This window comes from Treponema vincentii F0403, from assembly GCF_000412995.1.
Classification (GTDB): Bacteria; Spirochaetota; Spirochaetia; order Treponematales; family Treponemataceae; genus Treponema; species Treponema vincentii.
Genome location: NZ_KE332512.1, coordinates 1,557,838 through 1,578,395 on the forward strand (window position 1 = coordinate 1,557,838; position 20,558 = coordinate 1,578,395).

At 42.4% G+C, this 20,558-nt stretch carries 21 protein-coding genes; 8 read left to right on the plus strand and 13 right to left on the minus strand.

The annotated features are described in order from the left end of the window. Positions 1 to 57: 57 nt before the first annotated feature. Both HMPREF1222_RS06835 and htpG read right to left on the minus strand, forming a co-directional pair. A complete protein-coding gene (locus HMPREF1222_RS06835; protein WP_016518780.1) occupies positions 58 to 1,896 on the minus strand; it encodes an ABC transporter ATP-binding protein in 1,839 nt (612 codons plus the stop codon). A gap of 345 nt (positions 1,897 to 2,241) precedes the next feature. Continuing rightward, positions 2,242 to 4,155: a molecular chaperone HtpG gene (gene htpG, locus HMPREF1222_RS06840; RefSeq protein ID WP_016518781.1), complete on the minus strand. Its 1,914-nt coding sequence runs from the start codon at positions 4,153 to 4,155 to the stop codon at positions 2,242 to 2,244. A gap of 234 nt (positions 4,156 to 4,389) precedes the next feature. Between htpG and HMPREF1222_RS06845 the strand changes: the two genes are divergently transcribed. Both HMPREF1222_RS06845 and HMPREF1222_RS06850 read left to right on the plus strand, forming a co-directional pair. Beyond that, complete coding sequence (locus tag HMPREF1222_RS06845) at positions 4,390 to 5,322, plus strand: 2-dehydropantoate 2-reductase (protein WP_016518782.1); 933 nt, start codon at positions 4,390 to 4,392, stop codon at positions 5,320 to 5,322. Between the two features lie 65 nt (positions 5,323 to 5,387). Continuing rightward, on the plus strand, positions 5,388 to 6,446 hold the full coding sequence (locus HMPREF1222_RS06850) for a PTS sugar transporter subunit IIC (protein WP_006187619.1): 1,059 nt from the start codon (positions 5,388 to 5,390) through the stop codon (positions 6,444 to 6,446). Positions 6,447 to 6,747: 301 nt separating this feature from the next. On the opposite strand, the gene coaD is transcribed toward HMPREF1222_RS06850, so the two are convergent. The 3 genes from coaD to HMPREF1222_RS12740 all read right to left on the minus strand — a co-directional run bounded on the left by coaD (position 6,748) and on the right by HMPREF1222_RS12740 (position 9,644). Beyond that, complete coding sequence (gene coaD / locus HMPREF1222_RS06855; RefSeq protein WP_016518783.1) at positions 6,748 to 7,233, minus strand: pantetheine-phosphate adenylyltransferase; 486 nt, start codon at positions 7,231 to 7,233, stop codon at positions 6,748 to 6,750. 769 nt (positions 7,234 to 8,002) lie between these two features. Further along, entirely contained in the window at positions 8,003 to 9,391 is a 1,389-nt protein-coding gene (locus HMPREF1222_RS06865) for a tyrosine-type recombinase/integrase (protein ID WP_016518784.1), read from the minus strand. Between the two features lie 94 nt (positions 9,392 to 9,485). Beyond that, positions 9,486 to 9,644 carry a hypothetical protein gene (locus HMPREF1222_RS12740; protein WP_155997593.1) on the minus strand — a complete coding sequence of 53 codons (159 nt, stop codon included), beginning with the start codon at positions 9,642 to 9,644 and terminating at the stop codon, positions 9,486 to 9,488. A 160-nt stretch (positions 9,645 to 9,804) separates the two neighbouring features. Here HMPREF1222_RS12740 and HMPREF1222_RS06870 point away from each other — a divergent pair, with 160 nt between their 5' ends. The 4 genes from HMPREF1222_RS06870 to HMPREF1222_RS06885 are packed head-to-tail and all read left to right on the plus strand — an operon-like array spanning position 9,805 to position 11,976. Further along, positions 9,805 to 10,056 (plus strand): hypothetical protein, encoded by a 252-nt coding sequence (locus tag HMPREF1222_RS06870; RefSeq protein WP_016518785.1) that lies wholly within the window; start codon positions 9,805 to 9,807, stop codon positions 10,054 to 10,056. After that, the gene (locus HMPREF1222_RS06875; protein WP_016518786.1) at positions 10,038 to 10,652 is read left to right on the plus strand and encodes an ImmA/IrrE family metallo-endopeptidase; all 615 of its coding nucleotides are present in this window, start codon (positions 10,038 to 10,040) and stop codon (positions 10,650 to 10,652) included. The genes HMPREF1222_RS06870 and HMPREF1222_RS06875 overlap by 19 nt, the downstream gene beginning before the upstream one ends. Before the next feature lie 38 nt (positions 10,653 to 10,690). Next, positions 10,691 to 11,362, plus strand: a complete 672-nt coding sequence (locus HMPREF1222_RS06880; protein ID WP_016518787.1) for a hypothetical protein — start codon at positions 10,691 to 10,693, stop codon at positions 11,360 to 11,362. A gap of 20 nt (positions 11,363 to 11,382) precedes the next feature. Beyond that, positions 11,383 to 11,976, plus strand: a complete 594-nt coding sequence (locus tag HMPREF1222_RS06885) for a hypothetical protein (RefSeq protein ID WP_016518788.1) — start codon at positions 11,383 to 11,385, stop codon at positions 11,974 to 11,976. Between the two features lie 90 nt (positions 11,977 to 12,066). Here HMPREF1222_RS06885 and HMPREF1222_RS06890 read toward each other — a convergent pair whose 3' ends face one another. From HMPREF1222_RS06890 to HMPREF1222_RS06920, 7 genes are all read right to left on the minus strand, one after another. Beyond that, on the minus strand, positions 12,067 to 12,285 hold the full coding sequence (locus tag HMPREF1222_RS06890) for a hypothetical protein (protein ID WP_016518789.1): 219 nt from the start codon (positions 12,283 to 12,285) through the stop codon (positions 12,067 to 12,069). 6 nt (positions 12,286 to 12,291) lie between these two features. Continuing rightward, the gene (locus HMPREF1222_RS06895) at positions 12,292 to 12,585 is read right to left on the minus strand and encodes a hypothetical protein (protein WP_016518790.1); all 294 of its coding nucleotides are present in this window, start codon (positions 12,583 to 12,585) and stop codon (positions 12,292 to 12,294) included. Positions 12,586 to 12,808: 223 nt separating this feature from the next. Next, positions 12,809 to 13,387 carry a GIY-YIG nuclease family protein gene (locus tag HMPREF1222_RS06900; protein ID WP_016518791.1) on the minus strand — a complete coding sequence of 193 codons (579 nt, stop codon included), beginning with the start codon at positions 13,385 to 13,387 and terminating at the stop codon, positions 12,809 to 12,811. Then, positions 13,356 to 13,826, minus strand: a complete 471-nt coding sequence (locus HMPREF1222_RS06905; protein ID WP_016518792.1) for a DUF6884 domain-containing protein — start codon at positions 13,824 to 13,826, stop codon at positions 13,356 to 13,358. Before HMPREF1222_RS06905 ends, HMPREF1222_RS06900 begins: the two co-directional genes overlap by 32 nt. Before the next feature lie 93 nt (positions 13,827 to 13,919). Beyond that, positions 13,920 to 14,657: a hypothetical protein gene (locus HMPREF1222_RS06910; RefSeq protein ID WP_016518793.1), complete on the minus strand. Its 738-nt coding sequence runs from the start codon at positions 14,655 to 14,657 to the stop codon at positions 13,920 to 13,922. 510 nt (positions 14,658 to 15,167) lie between these two features. After that, positions 15,168 to 15,719, minus strand: a complete 552-nt coding sequence (locus HMPREF1222_RS06915; RefSeq protein WP_038076956.1) for a hypothetical protein — start codon at positions 15,717 to 15,719, stop codon at positions 15,168 to 15,170. 18 nt (positions 15,720 to 15,737) lie between these two features. Next, complete coding sequence (locus HMPREF1222_RS06920) at positions 15,738 to 16,139, minus strand: hypothetical protein (RefSeq protein ID WP_016518796.1); 402 nt, start codon at positions 16,137 to 16,139, stop codon at positions 15,738 to 15,740. Positions 16,140 to 16,410: 271 nt separating this feature from the next. Between HMPREF1222_RS06920 and HMPREF1222_RS06925 the strand changes: the two genes are divergently transcribed. Continuing rightward, positions 16,411 to 16,668, plus strand: a complete 258-nt coding sequence (locus tag HMPREF1222_RS06925; protein ID WP_016518797.1) for a type II toxin-antitoxin system Phd/YefM family antitoxin — start codon at positions 16,411 to 16,413, stop codon at positions 16,666 to 16,668. Further along, positions 16,661 to 16,921, plus strand: coding sequence for a Txe/YoeB family addiction module toxin (locus HMPREF1222_RS06930; RefSeq protein ID WP_016518798.1), 261 nt, complete (start codon positions 16,661 to 16,663; stop codon positions 16,919 to 16,921). The genes HMPREF1222_RS06925 and HMPREF1222_RS06930 overlap by 8 nt, the downstream gene beginning before the upstream one ends. 130 nt (positions 16,922 to 17,051) lie before the next feature. On the opposite strand, the gene HMPREF1222_RS06935 is transcribed toward HMPREF1222_RS06930, so the two are convergent. Next, positions 17,052 to 20,534: a UvrD-helicase domain-containing protein gene (locus HMPREF1222_RS06935; RefSeq protein WP_016518799.1), complete on the minus strand. Its 3,483-nt coding sequence runs from the start codon at positions 20,532 to 20,534 to the stop codon at positions 17,052 to 17,054. Positions 20,535 to 20,558: the final 24 nt, after the last annotated feature.

Sequence of the window (20,558 nt, forward strand, 5' to 3'; positions counted from 1 at the left end):
AAAAGCAATACAACACTGCGCAGAGTACAAAGGGATTATGCCTTGCACACAGAGCAATCACGCTCTATCACTGTCGGTTCGCAGCACCCCTTCTTTTTCCTGTAGGAACTGCATTGAATAGAGCTGATAATAGTGTTCTTTTTTCTGCAGCAGTTCTTCGTGGGTGCCCGCTTCTATCATGCGGCCTTTTTCGATAACGATGATTTTGTCGGCATTGCGGATAGTGGAAAGGCGGTGTGCAACCACAAACGAGGTTCTGTTTTTAAGCACGGCGGCAATGGCTTTTTGGATTTTTTGTTCCGTTTCCGCATCGACGGAAGAAGTCGCCTCGTCCAGCACGAATAGGCGCGGGTTCCTTACAAGTGTACGCGCAAACGAGATAAGCTGTTTTTGTCCCGTCGAAAGTAAGCCGCCGCCTTCTCCTACCTGTGTCTTGTATCCGTCCGGCATTGCCGAAATAAATTCGTGGGCATCGACAAGCTTTGCCGCCGCGATAATTTCTTCTTCCGTTGCATCGAGCTTGCCGTAGCGGATGTTCGCTTCGATAGTGCCCGAAAACAAATGCGGCGATTGCAGTACATAGCCGAGGTTTTCATGGATCCATGTTTCAGGCATTTCGGTGTAGTCGATGCCGTCGATTAAAATACGTCCCCGCTTCGGCTCGTAAAACCGGCAAAATAAATTGACGATGGTAGACTTCCCTGCTCCGGTGGAACCGACTAATGCAAGCGTTTCTCCTGCCTGCACCATCAAATTAAAATCGGTTAAAACGGGTTCGCTCTCTTTATACCAAAATGATACATGGTCAAATTGTACCGTTCCTTTTATCGCAGGCCGCGGCGCTTCCGTCGGATTGAGCGCAGTACCGTATTTTCGGATAACCTCCTCGGTATCCCGGATATCAGGCTTTTCTTCCAGCAGCGCAAAAATACGCTCTGCCGCCGCTTGCGCCGACATCAGCTCCGCAAACAGAGAAGCCGCTCCTGCGAGCGGAGCATTGAATTGCGTAATATATGAAAGAAATGCAACCAGCAGCCCTAAGCTGATTGCCTGTGAGATAACGGCGCTTCCGCCGTAAAAGACAATCAACCCCGTACCGAGCGACCCGATAATCTGTACCGCAGGCATCAGAATGGAAGAAAGCAAAATACCGCGTATGGAAGCGGCTTTCATATTCTCCGTTTTAGAGAAAAACTCCTGCGCATTCAGCGCCTCGCGTACCAGCGTTTTTGTAGTCTTTGCGCCCTGAATATCTTCGTTGTATGCTGCCGTAAGTTGTGCATTTACCGCCCGCACTCTCCGCTGAGCCTTTAATATCTTTGCACGCAGATAGATGCTCAAGACAATAATCAGCGGGAAAGTCAGCAATACGATACAGGCCAATTTGATATTGTCGTGGAACATCGTAAAAATGAGCGCAAACAGCATAAAAAAGCCCCACAGCAAATCGGATACACCCCACGATACCAGCTCCGATAATTTATTGATATCCGAGGTTATTCTCGACATAAGAGAGCCGACCGAATTAGTGTCGTAAAACGAGAGAGAAAGACTTTGAAGGTGATTAAAGCAGCGGATGCGTAAACGATGGCACATCTTTACTTCGACCGTGCCGATTGTCATAATATAGAAAAAGGTAACGGCAACTGCAAACAAGATAAAGCCGGCGGTAAAAAGCACAACCGGAATAAAATTATGGAGATTCCGTTCCTTTACAAAAACATCGATGACATAGTTCGTTATCTTAGGCTGTACGATTGTACAAACGCCCTCAAGTCCCGCAAAGATGAAGCCTGATATAAAGAGGAATTTAAAAAATGCAAATTCTTTTAAAATCCGCTTCCACACTCCGCCGTTAAATTTTCGGTTATAATCGTTTTCCTGCTCTTCTTCCATACCATTGCCTCATTATTATCTTACTATAATCGATAATGAGCGCTTCGTCATCAGTGGCATGGTCCCGGTAGAAAAAAACTTTCTATCGGGATGTTTTTATTCTTGCGGAGGTTGGAAGGGTTTAGTTCAAAATTATTTGCTTACAAAAAAACCTTGATCGCGATTTAGGATAGAAAGAGGTTTTACCACATTGAAAATTGTGCATTGATAATGACATTGCTTTTTCTATCAAAATATGTGTACAATTACACAGTAATATACACATAGGGGTTTATGGGGTTCGCACTGATATCTAAGGGAACTGTCCAAAAACTTCAGTTTTTGGACAGCCCCGTGTCTTTAGATTTATCTTGCAAGCAGCTTGTTCAAGCGTTTTACAAAGTCGGCGGTGTCTTTTAAGGTACTGCCTTCAAGCAGCAGCGCCTGATCCAGCAGCACAAAGGCCGTGTCGGCAATAAGTGCTTCGTCATCGGTATCCTTAAGCCGCTGCAGAATGGGATGTTCCGCATTGATTTCCAGAATGGGCTTTACCTCGCCGCGGAGCTGCTGCCCCATTGCCCGCATCATGCGTTCCATCTGCAGGCTGGGATCGTTTTCGTCAACGACAATACACGAAGGAGAGTCCGCAAGCCGTTTGGAAAGGCGTACTTCTTTTACCGCATCGCCGAGCGCGTTTTTAATCTTTTCGACAATCGGCTTAAAGTCCTTTTCTTTCTGCTTTGCTTCTTTCTTTTCTTCGTCGGTGCTCAACTCTTCGTCGGAGCCGGCGCGGTTGGCAGCCTTGAGTTCCCAGTCCTTGTACTTGCCGATGGACGGGATAACAATGTCGTCGATTTCATCCGGCATAATCAGCACTTCCAAGCCCTTCGCCTTGTATGCTTCCAAGTGCGGAGACTGTCTGAGCGCCTTTTCATCGCCGCCGGTGATGTAGTAAATCGCCTTTTGTCCTTCCTTCATCCGCTGCACATAGTCGGCAAGGCTCGTCCATGTATTTTCCGCATTCGTCGTTCTAAAGCGGATCAATTCCAAAAGCTCATCGCGGTGCTCATAGTCGCTGTACAAACCTTCTTTTAACGGGCGGTTGTATTCGGTGATGAACGTTTCGTACTTTTCCTTATCGGTTTCGGCGAGCTTTTTAAATTCGCTCAAAAGCTTTTTTACCGATGCCGACCGGATATTATTCAAAATACGGTTCTGCTGCAGAATTTCGCGGCTGACATTGAGCGGTAAGTCTTCACTGTCGATAATACCGCGTACAAACCGCAGGTACACCGGCAGCAGTTCTTTTTCGTCCTCGGTGATAAACACCCGCTTTACAAAGAGCTTAACGCCGGGCTTATAGTCGGCATGATACATGTCGAAGGGCGCCTTTGCGGGCACATAAAAGAGCGTGGTGTACTCCTGCGTGCCTTCCGCCTTGGTGTGAATGTACAAGAGCGGATCGGTAGAATCATGCGAGAGCGACTTGTAAAAATTCTTGTAATCCTCGTCCTTCAATTCAGACTTGGGCTTTTGCCACAGCGCGCTCGCATCGTTGATCTGTTCGGACTTTGCCTCCTGCGACTTTTCGTTTCCCTTATCATCATATTCTTTGTGAATATAATGGAGATAAATCGGGAATGCGATATGGTCGGAATAGCGTTTGATAATATCTTCGATCTTCCAGCGGGAAGCAAACTCGGAATCTTCGTTGTTCAGATACAGGGTGATGCAGGTACCGTTGGCGCCTTCGGGAACATCATCGATAAGCGGGAAAGCCGAATCATCGGTTTGCTCCAGCTCATATTCACCCTTGCCGTCGGACACCCACTTCCACACAGCGCTTTCGCCTGCTTTTTTAGAGACAACCTCGATTTTGGATGCAACCATAAAGGCGGAATAAAAACCGACGCCGAATTGACCGATCAGGTTGGAATCTTTTTTATCCTCGGCGGCAAGCTGCTCCAAAAACGCCTTGGTTCCGGAGCGGGCAATCGTCCCGAGGTTGTTTTTGATGTCTTCATCGTTCATACCGATACCGGTGTCGCGGATAGTCAGCGTCGGCGTTGCGGCATCTTCGTTAAACGTAATATCGATACGGGGATTAAACTGCAAATTTTTTAATGCGGCGTCCGACACGGTCAGATATTTCAGCTTATCAAGCGCATCCGACGCGTTGGACACCAGCTCCCGCAGGAATATTTCCTTATTTGAATACAGAGAATGGATAATCAGGTGGAGCAGCTGATTAACTTCCGTTTGAAACTCATACTTTGCCATACTATAACCTCAATCTACATAAATGATTTTTAGCAGATTAAATGTACTCAAAATAGTGAAAAACGGCAAATCGCTGTTTCACTCCCTGTTATATATTTCCTTGGATATTTTATAGACACCGTATATAAAAAACGATAAAATATGTCCTATTAGGATGGGCTGAGCTATCATTCTATTTTTTAGATAAAGCTCCTTATCCCGTTTACGATATGCTATCCTAATAGAGGAGTTTATATGAAGGTTGTTATTGCCGGTTCAGGTGCAATGGGCTGTAGCTTTGGATTTATGCTGCAAAAAAGCGGTAATGATGTAACGCTGCTGGACGGTTGGCAGAATAATATCGACGCAATTCGAAAAGACGGGTTGCACTTGCAGGATGGTACTGCGGAATTATCGACAAAAATCGATATTTATAAGCCGGAAGAGTTTAAAGATTCTGCGGATTTTGTCATTGTATTCACAAAATCAATGCAGCTGGAAAATATGCTGAGCAGTATTAAGCATGTGTTGCGGGATGATACTAAAATACTCTGTCTCTTAAATGGACTGGGGCATACAGAAACCCTGAAAAAATTTATCGAGCCTAAGAATATTTTTATGGGGGTTACGGTGGTAACTGCCGGAATGAAGGGTCCGGGAAGTGCAGTGCTATCAAGTCACGGTAAAACGGAGATTCAGAATATTGTACCGGAAGGAAAAGCCGGTGCAGAACTCATTGTAGAAACGCTGAATAAAGCAACCATGCCTGCAGTATATTCTGATAATATTCTGTGGTCTATTTGGCGAAAAGCTGCTCTTAACGGAGCCATGAATAGTACTTGTACAATTATGGAATGCAATATGCTGGAGCTTGGCAGCATTGCAGGCTGTAAAGATATGATGCGTTGTATTATCTCCGAGTTTGCCGCTATCGCAAGAACGCAAGGGGTTACGCTGGACGTTGATTCCGTAACTGATTATGTATATGGGTTTACACAGCCCGATTTTGTCGGTGCAAAGCACTACCCTTCGATGCACCAAGATTTAATCAAAAATCACCGTTTAACCGAAATTGATTTCTTAAACGGATATATTTCCCGCAAGGGTAAGGAGCTGCATATTCCTACCCCATATTGCGATCTGATTACTACCTTTGTACACGGCAAAGAGAAATTATTCGGTCTATAAAAGAAAGCAGGGCGATTATTTTGAGATACTCCTGCATTTAATATTATGAGGATATATAAAACACTATGGTTGAACAAACAAAAAAAATAACTGTTAAGTTTTTTATCAATACGCTTTTAAACGGTATGGCTGCTGGGATTGTTGTTGCGCTGATTGCTAATGCTGTGTTAGGGCAGATATTTAAAGCTCTTATGCCGTACGGTGCCATATTCGGTATGCTGTACCAGTCAGTGGCAGATGTACAATACTTAGTGTCCGCTGTTATCGGATTTATTGTCGGAATACAGCTTGGTTTTGTGCCGATTAAGGCTTCTATGGTCGGACTCGCGGGGTTTATCGCTTCCGGTGCAGTACGCCATGTAGATGGTATTGTTAAGCTTGCCGGTATCGGTGACTTAATCAATGTGATGATTATTGTTGCATTAGCTGCCCTTGTTACCCTGTGGTTGGGCAACAAGCTCGGCTCTCTTACGATTATTGTGCAGCCAATTATTGTTGCCGGCGGACTTGGGGCATTGGGGCTGTTTATCTTACCGTATGTAGCAGAAGTAAGTGCCATTATCGGCCGCGGTATCAATTCATTTACTGTGTTGCAGCCGGTACTGATGTGCATCCTTATTGCAGCATCTTTCTCGATTGTGATTATTTCCCCTATTTCGACTGTAGCAATCGGTATCGCGATTGGACTTGCCGGACTAGCATCCGGGGCAGCAAACTTAGGTGTTGCAGCTTGTACAGCTGTATTGATTGTTGGCTCGTGGCGTGTAAATAAGGCGGGAATTACTGCAGCTATTGCCCTTGGTGGTATGAAACTAATGATTCCAAACTTGGTACGGTATCCGATTATGGCATTGCCGGTTGTATTAACTGCTGCTGCATCGGGAATTGCCGGACGCTTTTTAGGTATCATGGGAGATAAGGTCAGTGCCGGGTTCGGTATTGCCGGGCTTGTTGGTCCGATTAAGGCATATGAGTTTTTATCAGGATCTCCCGCTGTACGGATTAGCGCATTACTGATTGCGTACTTAGTTGTACCATTCGGCTGTGCCTTGCTACTGCATATTTTATTTACCAAAATTATTAAGTTATACAAGCCGGAGATTTATAAGTCTGAAGCCGTGTAGGTTGGATGAGTTAAGATGCAACAACCGCAGTGGAATACTTCCAGTACGATTGCTGCATTACCGGCATTAGTCCGTACAAATCAAAATATTTTTTTGGCATTATCATTTTCTTTTTTTTATTGTTGATTTTCCATTTTTATCTTTTATACTCACAATATAGTAGAGTCAGGTAGTTTAAAGAGATAAGGGGAAATCAAAAGTGGGTTACTTTTTCGCCATCCTCGGCGAGTTTAAGCGTAAGTTTTTATACAGTAATGACTTAATCTTAACCATCGCACTTAAATCTCAGCAAAATAAGCGGCTATTTTTTAGGTAGAAATTTCTTTTTCAGTATGTCTTCTACGATTGGCGGTACCATAGTCGACACATCACCGCCGAAAGCGGCGAGTTCTTTAATTGAGCTGGAACGCAGTACAAAGAACTTAGGATCAGGCACTAAAAACAGGGTCTCGATCTGAGGATTCAAACTCTTGTTCATCATCGCTAAATCGAATTCATATAAAAAATCATTATCGTTCCGGACGCCTCTGATCAAAACATCCGCTTTAATTTTCTTTGCATAATCGACAATGGGCGAATCCCACAAATGCACCGAAACATTGCTCCAGCGGGATACCAACTTTTGTATAACCTCTAACCGCTCCTCTCCGGAAAAACAATAATTCTTATTTTTATTTACGGCAATGACAACGTGTATTTCGGAAAAGAGCTTTTGGGCACGCTCAATAATATTTAAATGTCCAAACGTAGGGGGGTCAAAAGAACCTGCAAAGATTGCTTTTATCATAGTAAAGTATCTTCCTTGATTTTATATAATGGGGGCGTCTAAAAAATTGAAATTTTCAAACGCATCCGACAGTCCATTGTATCGTATAATGGCGTAAACCGCAAATAGTTTTTCAGTCCTTTTGAAATAGGCGGTGCATCTACGCCAAAAGTGTACATCCTTGTACACTTTTGGCGCGTTTCGTGCCCAGCACGAAACATCGCTTCTGTGTAATACGAGCGGCATCCATGCCGCTACTGAAAAACAATCCTCAACGTATCAGAACGGACATGGATGTCCGTGGAATTAAGCAGAAGCGAGATTTGTGTTATGCACAAATCTCGTCGTTAAAAAGCGTACATGGAGGTACGCTTTTTAACAGGCCTGCGGTTAATTTTTTCTCGCGCCTCGGATCTACCGCGCCTATTTCAAAAGGCTTACGGAGGGGGCGTATCGGAATTCTTAATTCTTAATTGTGCACCAAGGAAAAATGCTAAAAGATAGGCAAAAACGCTCATTTTAGGGCGTTTTTAGTACATATTTTTAACTCGTTATCTTACACTTTGTCTTACAAAAACATTGTGCCCTCTAACTGTCTTTATACTAAGCTATGCACGCGCTCTTGTCAAACATGATTTTGTGTTTTTGGCATCTTTTTGATAATTTTTATCGGTTTTTAGGCCTTTTTAGCTTCTTTTGCAAACTGTTTGCATATATCTTGCCTGTCAGGCGTATCCGGTGCCGTTCAGTAGGTGAGAACTTTGTATGTGTTAAGCCGTTCTATAGCTGCCTACGCTGCAAGACGCTCAATATCGGCAGCCGCCTGATACTTCAACCGCTCCATATCAGGGGTGTAGTGGTCGGTATAGCGGTGTACTTCTACTATGCTGTCATGCCGCGTCAGAAACCGGAGTTGCTCTTCAGAATATCCAGCCATGCGTAAAAAAGTCGCGAATGTATGCCGATAGCTATGAATGGTTAAGTTCGTTTTTTTTATGCCGAGCTTAACCATTGTCTTGTTAAAATCCTTGCTGATACTTTCGTAGCAGAGCGGGGTATGGGCACTTTTTGCGGAGCTAAAAACAAACGCCGTCGGTATGTCTTTAAAAGGGCTTTTTGTGATGTGCACTAACAGCTTTGCCGCAAGGTCGGCAGATATTGGCACAAAGTCGCGCCGTTCCGTTTTAGTGCTCTTAATCCGCTTTCCCAATCTGCAATAGTTCTTATCAATCTTGAGTACATAGCCTTGCTCTGTTTTAATAACATCCTGCATCTGGAGAGCTTGCAATTCCCCGATACGGCAACCGGTTTTAAAAAGTAGTTCATTTATCAGCCGGAATGTTTCCGAACCGAACGGGTTATCATCGGCATTAAAAAGCCGCTGTATCTCTTCTGTTTTGAAAATTACTTTTTCTGCTTCTTTCTTCGCTTTCTTTCGTGTGTTTTTTGAAACAGGGGTTATCTGCTGCGCAACGTCCCGGGCAAGCAGATTGTTCCTATAGGCAAAATGCAGAGGTTGAATAAAAATATAACTGATGTTTTTCATCGTTTGCTCTTTGAGCTTACCGGCATTTCTAATCGCGCCGAGCATAGCGTCAATCTTTGCGCCGGTGATTTCGATAAGCGGGCAAGAAGGTATATTAGCGGCATATTTTTTCAGTATTCCGGTTGACTGACGGAAACGTTCAGGGTTCGGTGGTGTTTCGCCTTTGCTGATGCGTTCTTTTATATCAGGACTTTCATCATAGTTCCAATACAGTAAGAGATAATCATAAAAAGTAAGCGTTGAAAGCTGATCAAGCAGCGGCTTGATTGTTTCGGGCACATCTTCGTAATCCGGTACGAACGGAAACGGTAGGGCTTGTTTGCTGTAGGGAATGTTTTGCAAGGCCTGATTAACAGCATTTTGACAAGCGGCCCGTACCAGTGCGGCTATTTCAGTAGTAAGCGATTGCCTGTCATTGGTGGGCGCTATTGTTGCAATGTTTTTAACCCATTCGGTGTATTCTGCTGCAATACCGCTATCAAATTCCATCGCCCACCGGTAAGCAATGAGATCCGCTCTATTCCGGTCTTTCGTGCCGGTACTCTTAGCAGTACGATACCGCTCATTTTTGTAATCATATAGCTGTGTTTGATAAATGCCGTTTCGTTTGTGAATGCTCCAAGGTTTACGCATAGGGGATACCTCCTAAAACTGATTATCCCCTCCCAGCAGCTCTATCGGCATGGAGTGCGCTATTCTTTATAAAAACCTCCGCAATAGCTAGATATTACCGGCAATACGCCGGTCGTACCGGTTCAGCATTATCGCCAATTACATGTATCGTTCTTTGCGGTTCCGAAACGGAAAGCGGAAGGGGCGCCGGTACGCATTGGGTTTGTGTAGGGATAAAAATAGGCCGCTGCATCAATGCAAATTCTTCGTTCATACCCCTATAGTCAGACTGGAGGGCTTGAAAAAGACTGGGGAATGCGTAAAATACTGAACAAGTGGAAAAAAGTAGGAAAAAGTCGCATTTTGTTGCTTTTTTGTGCAAAAATAAAATTTTGTGATATAATTTATAAAAATACGGATAAAGAGGGGGTAATATGGCTGCCTTAACTTATAATCAAGAAGCTGATTTAATGAAAAAATTGCTTTTATGTACAAAAGAAAGCGATATAGAAGCACTTTTCAATCAGTTTAATATTCAAAATCTCTCAAGTAAAGTTTCTTTTTTACGGCGGCGTATGGGTGTTGAAAAAATTTACGATGCCCCGCAACCCGGCCTCACTGAGCAAGACGACTATGAATTTGAATGCGAAGCCTTTACGGAGGGATCATGGAGACTGCTGAATTAGCTCTCGATATTGAAATACGCGATAAACTGCGAGATACCTTTAAGGTCTCGAAAGAAGATATTGATGCGATGCTATGCTTCTTCCGCGATAAATTAAAACCGGAAATAAAATATCGGTATTTATCTCATTTAGTCTCAACGCTTGAAGACATGATAAACACTCAAGAAAAGCGGCGCATTCTTGAGGAGGTTGCGAAAGCAAAAGAGCTTGAAGAAACAAAGGAAACACAATCGGCATTGCAAACACTTGAAGAGGCTATTAGCAGCAAGCATTATCGGCTTTTTGTTATTACTCTTGTACCGACTATAAAGACTCGTAAAAATGCAACTACACGTATTATCGAAAGCAATGCCCTAATTTATTATAATAGCAACTTGCCAGAAAAAGATAAACGGCTGCTTATAGCGCATGAATTAGGACATATCGTTGAACACTTTATTTTTAAGAAAGACGGTTCAGAAGGGATTGCTTCGCTGTTTGCTTATATTGCAATGCTTGATAAAAATAATTTTTATAAAGATGAATGCAGTAGCTATGTATTTAAAAGTGATGTAACAATTTTTAACGAGCTGACGAAGGTGCTGAATTATAACTAATCAGTTCTCGCGCTATACTATCAAATGAGGTGCGTTGTATGAAAAAGAGTGTTGTTTTGTTCTGTATTATCCTTTGCGCTTTTGCCGCACCTGCGTTTGCAGATGATTATTTATATTTTGGCTTTAACTATAGCAATACTCTAGCTAATGGTAATTTTTCTCACGGAATAGGTGGTAATTTTTCCGCTATTGGTGATTACGGCGGGGCTAAAAAGGTATATGCTGCTTTTGGCTTTACTGCTGATGTATCTAGTAAACGAGCTATAAACAGCAATGATTTAAAACAGCTCGGAGTAAAAGATGTTAACACACGCTTTTATTCTATTCCACTTCGGATCGGCTATCCGTTTATGTTCAATGTTGTAAATGAAAATAATCGCTTTTTACTTATCCCTGCGCTTGCTTTTGACATTCATTTCTTCCATGCTGATTTTATGCAGGAACTATCCGGATACAAAATTAAATATGACCTGTCCGGCTGGGGCTTCTCGCTCGGGTCGTCGCTTGATATAGGCATGGATCATAAATTCAATAAAATATATTTACGCTATGGGCTTGATTTTGATATACGGTTCCTTACATTGCTGCTGCTTGATATAAAATACACAGGAGATATTAAAGGCTCTACATCAACTTCTTCAACCGATACAATAGCGAATAGTTTTATGCTTACTACTTCTCCCTATATTTGCATAGGGTTTAAATTATAATTTACCTAATGGAGTTTACCATGAAAAAGATTGCTGTTTTATTGGTGCTGGTCTTGGTACTGGCGGGGTGTGGAAAAAAAGAAAGCGGTATATTTACTGTTCAAAATGACTCAAGCTATCCTGTGACATTTAGTATTGGGCAAGATTATAAGACTGAAAAATATACCCTTGAAAGCGGAAAGACTAAAGATGTAGCGTGGAAACAATATGTCCTTTTTCATTCCGTTAGTCCTAGCGGTATTATCACATGGCAAGAAAGTTCTAATAAAGTTGTTATAACTAACAATACCCCAGCTTATAAATATCAAGTTCGCAATTCGGTTACTCCTATTACAATGCTTGACAGCAATCAAAATATTCTATCTGAAAACGACGAGAAAGCAGATAGTCTCCCTATTCCGGAAGGTGAATCAGAAATAGAATGCTTTAAACCTATGACGCAGCAATCTATCATTCTTGATAAGGGAACACCGTTTACTATAGGAACTAAGCAATATACTCCAATCGAAAAGATAGAAAGTTCATACTATTTTAATGAAAATGACGGCGGCAAAATAAAAACATCTAAAATCAATATAGTGATTGAAAATAATCTTATCATTATCTATAAGTAACATGAGAAATGTTTAAAGAGCTTTTTAAAATTATATCATTGCTTGTAAGCATCTTCTTTTACAAGCAATTCATAATTATGAATTCATAATTTAATTAATCGCTTCGACTTCTGCTGAGGTAAGGCCGGTCGCTTGAACTATCTTTTGTACGGAATCGCCTAATTGTTTTAAGATACATGCCGTCTCGAGTGCTTTTTGGCGGGAACCATTGGAAAAACCTTGCTGAATACCTTGTTGGATACCAATCATGAGACTTTCCTGTCTCTGTACTGCAATATCCGTATCATAATCATATTCGGCTATTAACAATATTGATTACCTCCTCTTTTGCAAATATGCGGGCATCTGCGTTGTCACATTGCCAAAAGCGTACATTCGTGTACACTTTTGGCAGCGAGTTTCAGCTGTGCCGAAACATCGCTTCTGCATAATACGAGCGGCATCCGTGCCGCTGCTGAAAATGCTCGACGTATCAATACCGCCATGGACGGCGGTGGTTCTATGCAGTAGCAAGTTTGCATTGCAAACTCGAAGTCCCAAAATATACATGGACGTACATTGCTTAGCGATATCGTCAGCTATGGTTAGCTCGTCAAAACCTTTTTCCATAGGGCATTTGCTCCTGCTGTCTCGCTATTATTATAACAAAAAGATAGATGGCTGCAAGCTGTTTTATGTTGAAGTCAAATCAATGAGCAGATTATGGCACACTCTTACGCTGAGCGCTTCCTCGCACAGCAAAGGCTCCATCGGCTATAACCTCAGCTTTAAGCTTGGCGGCGGCAAGTTCTAGCGTCGGCAATTCATTCGTAGGGAAAGTTGAGGGCATCTTTCAAACCGAGAAAACATTTGCTTGATCTCTTATCGTATTCTTACTTATCTTTCTCAGCCGTTTTAACTCTTTTTTTATTTCTTTTGCATAAGGATGGTTGTTGTCTCTAATATTTAAAATTCTTAAATATTCTTGTAATAACGCCTTTTCAATACCGGTCAATTCATTTTTTGCATTAGCAGATTTTATCGGCTGCTCATTAAAAAAATATTCGACTTCCAATTTATCAATAAAATCATCTGTCGCTTTCTTGTCATACTGATCATGCGCAACTATACTGGCTATGCTTTGTCTAAGGGTAGATAATGTCCCATATTTTACGCGGGTCTCCGTATGTGTATCGTTAATATGCCAATTCAATCGGTCTCTAATAGATTCTTTTACGGCAATACCGACATATATACAAAACTTATCCGACTGCGTTTCAATTGAGGACTTTATATCATCAAACTTAACATTCAGCTCATTTAAAATCACATCTAATTCAGCTCGATTTGCCCACCATTTATAATATCCCGGCGCTTTTTTTATCTTTTGTAAATTTTCTTTATCTCTTAATTCTATCGCTTTTACTATCATAGACCTTCCCGTTTCGATATTCGGTCGGTTTATTTAAGTCAATACAATTACTGTTTTTATAGGCAAAAACGATGCAATGTAAATGAGGTATTAAATGCTCATAGTAGGATTTACCGCCAAAAATATAAAATATATCATTTTTTAAATCATACTTTGACTTTAATGTATTCAATACGTCTTCCGCCCATTTCTTTTTATGTTCTGCCGATTGTTTTCCTAAATACAAATTATAATATGAAATACCTTCGTCTTTATCTAATAATCCGTATTTCCCTGATAGAATATACCATTCTTCGCAGTTATATTTTTTTAATCCTTCTTCTTTTGACTTTATAAAAGTATTACCTGTGTATAAATCTTTTGCTAAATATTTCTTAGCGGGGGTATCCTTTCCCTGTTTACGGCTGCTGCAAGCAATTAAGCCTATTATTTTACTCATAATTTAATTTCCTCCTGACATCAAAAATCATCTCTAAATAGTATGCCGTATACTTTTTGAGATTTCCATCTTTGTCATAGTCATACTATTTACTCATTGTATCCACTCCAATGGAACAACTTTATTATATTCTTTTACTGTAGGGTATATATCTTTATACCACGCATTACGTGCATAATAATTATTTGTATTTTGAGGTTCTATATATAACCATCCATCATCGGTATGAACTCTAATAAACACGTGTCCACTATCCCCGATATACTTGTTGTAAACAATTTGGGCAGTTGAATAATAATCACAAAATAACAAGCAATAATCTTGACAGTTTATCTCTCCATCTCTATTAACATCTCGTATATTATCATGAACCTTATAAAGCACCCGTTGCACCTCACGTTCTACGTTCTTTAATGACGTATTTGATTTACCTTTTTTAATAGATTGAACTTGCTTATTATAGGTACTCGCCGGTGCACTATAAGGATATCGAGTAGTATCAATGTTGTTCTTAACTGCTAAAATAATGATAAGTAAACCGGCACACAGTGCAAGAAATTTTAAAAAAGCTTCACCTCTAGAAGGTTCACTATGTTCCCCAGCAGAGGGCTTACTATGGTATCCAATACGCTCTTGATTTTTAATATAAAAGGCTGTGCGGAGCATCTTTGCTCTATTAAATTCAACAAATTGAGCCGGATTGAATTGACAGTTGGTACAATAAGAACACCCAAAATCTCTTGCACAGCTTGCACATCGTCTAGCAATTGTTTTGATATATTCGTCATCAATATGGTCTTCGCCTTCATAAAAATATGCTTGTCGGATCATACTTCACTCTCCAATAAATGAGCTTTCCGAATAATATTCGATCATCATAAATTGTAAATATCTTGTATTACGGCTTTCGCACATTTGCATCCGTTTTTAAAGCCGAAAAGCTTAAATGTTTTCCACACAAATACTGCACCGTAGTATATGAGTTTAAGGCGATTCCACACTCTTCTACAAGCGTATGATAATGCGAATATTGCAGTATGGTATATACGTCTAAGGCGTTTCCGCACTCTTCGACAAACGTATGATAGTCTCGGGGCGACAAACGGATAGAAAAGGGCGAGGCATAGTATGAACCCTAGTTTTTTCATCAAATACTCCTGTATGTATTCATAGCATTTTTTGCTCAAGGTATAACTTCGGCTGCTAATATTACGCAGCCTCTTAACCGTCGAGTTTCGCGCTGCCGCGAAACATCGCTGATTGTATGCCGTTTCTCATTTTATTCCGAAATGGCGTAATGCAACCGTTTTCAGAAAGTGATGTTTCTTCAACTGTTATATTTTAAGGAAACTTAACCGGCAGTAACCCTTTCGGTGTTAATCCGTGGTTCAGCCACATTTTCCGTGCTGCAACTTGGCAGTCCAATAGCTCATTGGTTATTTTGGCAGTCGTTGTGTTACCGATCGGACGAGAGCTGCATCCCATTTCAAATACGGTGGATAAAAAATGCTCCTCGGCAAATCGCAACAGAAATACGCCGTTCGAAAAATAAAACCAGATGTCATAATCATGGTTGGCAGAGCCTGCTTTAGATTGCCTCATAATCCGTATCTCCCAGTTATTATGCTGTTTATACGCTTCATCATAGACCATCCACTCGTAAGCGCACTGGGAAGATATTTTGAGATACTCATTCATCTTTTGATTAAACAGTGCGAGCATTTGTGTTTCGGTGATTGTTTTGACATTTCGTGTTGAAAATATTTGTTCATATTTAAACCCGTCCCCTTCAGATGAAAAATCGTCTTCTTCCCACCAGTATTGCTCGGCAAAAAGCAGAGTGCCAAGTAATACGGCAAACAGTGTGCACAGATATTTTTTGTATATATTCATCATATTAAGCTCCTTTTTTTATTGTTCTTTCTCTACGAATGCCCACCACTTAAAAAAACGACCTTGCTCCGTAATTGTGAGAAAAACACTAACACTCTGATATGGTACAGAAGCAGAACGGCATATAACTACATATGATTCACCTTCTTTAAAATCATACTCATCAAGTGCTTGATTACAAAGCCATACAGTCATTTTTGATAATTTTTCAATTACTGTTGCATTCTCCTTGTTGCTTAATATTTTTTCAAAGAATTCAGGGGTAAGGGGCGTTTTACTAAGAAAGCCTATGCTGGCAGAGCCAACTTCATCCAGCTCTGCATTATAATAGCGCTTACTTTTAAGTTCTTGCGCATAGCCCACAGCAAAAAGCGAGCAAATAAAAATGATGGCGAGTATAATCGTTTTTTTGCTCTTCATAAAAAACTCCTTTTAATGTTCCCTCTTTGCTGCGTTTCTATACCGGAATAAGCACTTAAAAAACTATGCTGTATAAAAACAATACAAGGGGCAGTTCAAATGAAACCTTTCTTCCATAATACCCCCCCCCCCCCCCAAGAAGTCAAGGGTGCGGTTTGTAAAATTTTGCTGACAGATGCTCCGCTCCATTGTTTTGCAGTTTTTAGAGGTTCTCCGATTGCTTTTTTACAAAGAGTACAATATACTGTACTTATATAACGGAGGCGATATTATGGATGTAATTACATACTCGGATTTACGGCGGAATCTGAAAACATATATGGACAAAGTGTATTATGATTATGAACCGTTACTGATTGCACGGAAAAATTCTGAAAACCTCGTGCTGTTATCGGTACATGAATACAATAGCCTTATTGAAACCGATTATCTGCTGCGTGACGAAGCAAATGCCAAACACTTAAAAAAATCGGTTGAGCAGCATAAAAACGGACATCTGCAAAAACATGAGCTTTTAGAAAATGAATAAACTGTTTACGGATGAGGCATGGGATGATTATACCTTTTGGTTTAACACGGATAAAAAGATTTTAAAAAAAATAAATGATCTGATAAAAGAAATAGAAAGAACGCCTTTTACGGGAAAAGGAAAACCGGAACCGTTGAAGTATTCTCTATCAGGGTATTGGTCAAGAAGAATAAACCATGAGCATAGAATAGTGTATCAAGTAGACAATGACCAATTAGTATTTATTTCCTTCAGGTATCACTATAAAAAATGATATGAAGAAGCGGCCTTCAAGGACGGCGCATTTTTCGGTGTTTTATTCGTGCGGAGAGTTTAATACCCCGATGCTTGCGTCGGGGTTGTTGATTTGTTTTTTTTACAAAATGAATATGATTGTCGGCTCCCTACACTACCTCTACGGCGGTCTTGCTGCGGAGATAGAAAATATAGGCTTTAACCGGCTTGGGTTGCGACCCACCGGTACCTTGCCCGAATCCTTCCATTTTATAAAAGTTTTCCACCGCCGTTTTGTAGATTAAAAGCTGTTTTCGATGTTTTTCCGGATAGATTTTTTGGTCGGTTTTATAGTCGATGATATATGCGGTGTCTTCATATTCAAAGAGTAGATCGATTTGTCCGATGATGAGCTTTCCTTCGTAGAGGGTTAAAAAGCCGTATTCGGTTTTTCTGAACGAAGCCTCTGCAGCTTTTTGTCCGAGCGGAGATGACAAGAAAGCAGCGCAAAGTTTTTCCACTTCCCGGGCGTACTTTGCAGGCAATATACACGGACGATCTAAAAAACGGGCTTCCATCGCTTTGTGTACCAAGGTTCCGAACTCCGTGGAGGAAAGTTCATCTTCCCCCTGCTCGGCGCCGATATTACCGTCCACCGGTTTCGCCGCAGAAGCGGCATCGGTTGCGGATATGGCATCAGCGGAGAATGCGGTCTCTTTTTCCGTATGTTCGGTACTCGGGAGCGGTGCTTCGCTTAACCGGAGCCACTGCGTGTCCTTCTCGAATTGAGTTGCGGGGATGACGCGCGGTTCCGCAAGCGGGAAGTTTTTTTCCGCAGCTTGCCGGTATAGGGCACGGGTTTCATCAAGATTGAAGCGCTGCCGGTCTTCTGCGGTGTGCTGTACGGTCGACGCGGGGAGCGGTAACACTTCCGTAAAATGCACGCAGTTGATATCGCCGGATAGTGCTGGTAATAAGAGCTGAAAAAAACTTCGGTTATTTTCTTCCTTCTGAGGTTGTACAAGCTGTTGCCGGATTTCGTCCAAAGTTCGAGGCGTTTCCGGTAATTCCTCAATAGCGCAGCCGGTCTCCTGCACGCCGCTCATTACGAGCCGTACCTTGGCGCGCGTAACGGCAACATAGAGGAGCCGTTTGGTTTCGGCAAGGTGCTTGGCGTTCGCTTCCTGCCGCAGCTCCTCAAAAAAGATATTGGCGGAAGGATCGTTCTTTGTCTCCGGCGGCAAATGGATAACCGGCCCCAAATCCTTGTGCAAAAAGACCATACCTTCTTTTGTTTCAGACTTCCCCGCATTGCCGCAGTCGGGAATACAGACAATCGGGAATTCCAACCCCTTGCTTTTATGCACCGTCATAATCTTAACCGCATCGCCGCCGTGTTCAAGCGGAATTTCCATATCTTCAACCCGCTCTTCCGCGTGAATATACGAAATCAGCGTATCGATAAAAGCCGAAAGACTTTGCTTGGCTTCATCCGCTTTTACGGCAAGGGCAAAAAGGTAATCGTACAGCTCAAGATAGCGGTGGTAGCGCGGTTCCGTGAGCAGTATGTACCGATACCCTTCATCGTACCACAGCGCAGTAATCAGTTCGGCATTACTCTTTTTTTTGATATAGCCTTGTATCCGCTCAAAGAGCGCGCACGCAGTTAAAAAATATTGCCGGTCTTCCGCTTCAAGTTCTTCAGCGGCGGCAGGATTAAAGGGCTGCCCTTCATGTTCAAGACTGTACAGCATCAGTCGGGTAAAAGAGCGGTCGCTGAGGCGCACAAACGGAGAACGGAGCGTCTGCGCGTAAACGGCCCTATCGTTGGGATACACCACCAAGCGGAGCAAAGCGCAGATGTCGTTTAACGGCGCATCATGGAACAACCCTTTCTGCTGTACGGAAATATACGGGATTTTAAATGCACGGAAAAACCGTTCATAAACTGCTTGGTGTGTCGAAGCGCGCAGCAGCACCGCAAAATCCGACCATGTACACGGACGGGTCGCGTGTAAGGTTTCGTCATATACAAGATACCGCTCCGCATGGATATCGGCTATTTTTTGCGCAAGCGTATATGCCTCGCATTCGATAGGGGTAAACATGACTGTATCGGTATCGCTTGGGTTGGCGAACCGTTTTTTGTCGATAAATAAAATATCCGTCTGCGGCACCAAATTTGGAACGGCGTCCCTGCTGAAAATAGGGATAAATTCCGCTTCAAACGCGGGTACGCCGCCGGTAAGGGGCTGATTGACTTCGGAATAAAAGACCTGCATAAACGCCGTATTAAAAAAGTTGAGCAGGTCTGGTTCGGTTCGGTAATTTGTTTGCAGGTTAATCGACGCGGAACTGCCCCCTTGCCGCAAGTCCTGCGACAGCATCCGGAATACCGAAACATCGGCTCCTCTGAACGCATAGATCGATTGTTTTTCGTCTCCGACAAAAAAGAGTTTGTCCGGCACCAGTTCATCCGGTTTCGGTATCGATTGCTCGATGCGCGCTTCGTGTTCCGCAAGCAGGAACAAGAGATCGCGCTGCAGGCTGTTATTATCCTGAAATTCATCGATCATAATCCGATGGGTTTGTTTTTTGTAAAAAAGCCGCAGGTCGGGATCGGTGATGAGCGCATCGACGGCAAGCTGCGCAATGTCGCCGAAATGAAGGAGGCTTCTCCGCTTTTTTTCGGCAATGAAGCGTTCCTGCAAAACACTGCAAAGCGCGTATATCTTTTGCATCTGCTCTTTGTGTGCATAAAAATGATACAGACTTTGCAAGCGGACGGAGCTTTCGATCAGTTCACCGCAGAGCGCCTTGCATGCTTTTACTTCTTCATCTGTTCTTGAACCGATAGTTTTTTTAACACCGTATATCGCTTTCAGCCGCTCAAAAAAAACCGGTAGCTGCGGATCGTTCAGCATCAGCGGAAATTCCGGAAGCTGTCTATATGCCTCTTTTACCGCGCTGATAAATTTATCGTTCTTATCAAGATACGGAGCGATACCTTCGAGTATCCGCTCGGTTTGCGTGCGGTATTCGGTAAATAACCGTTCTGCTGCAGACAACTGATTCTGCAAGGCGGCAGAAAAATCAATCGGACGGGAAACCGTAACGTAATCGTTTAATATTTTTACAAAGAAGCCGTTGATAAAATCGGTAATCGCTTGATTGCCGAGCAGATATTGCAGACTGTTGTCCGCGCGGTGTTCAAGGAAAAAATCCAGCGAGAGGTTATAGGCGAGCCGTTTCGATTCTGTAAGGTCGATCGTGAAATCGGGACTGATGCCGAAGCGCCGACATGCTGTAACGGCAATCTTATGACAGAATGCGTCGATGGTCATAATTTGCGCCTTAAAAAAAGAATCCAATGCAGCGCCGGCGCGGTTCCGCTGCATCGCATCATCGGTTTCCGCATACATCTTTTGCAGCTCGCGGTAGATACGCCGGTGCATTTCCGCCGCAGCCTTGTCCGTGAATGTGAGGGCAAGAATATTTTCAACCTGATAGTTTTTTTCCGTAATCAGATATACATAACGGCTTGCCAGTACCTTTGTCTTGCCCGAACCGGCGCCCGCCGCTACGACGGCATTTTCATTTATTTTTACCGCTTGCTTTTGATGCTCGTTTAAATCTTTGCAAATATCAATCATGTTCCGTACTCGTATTTCCATAAT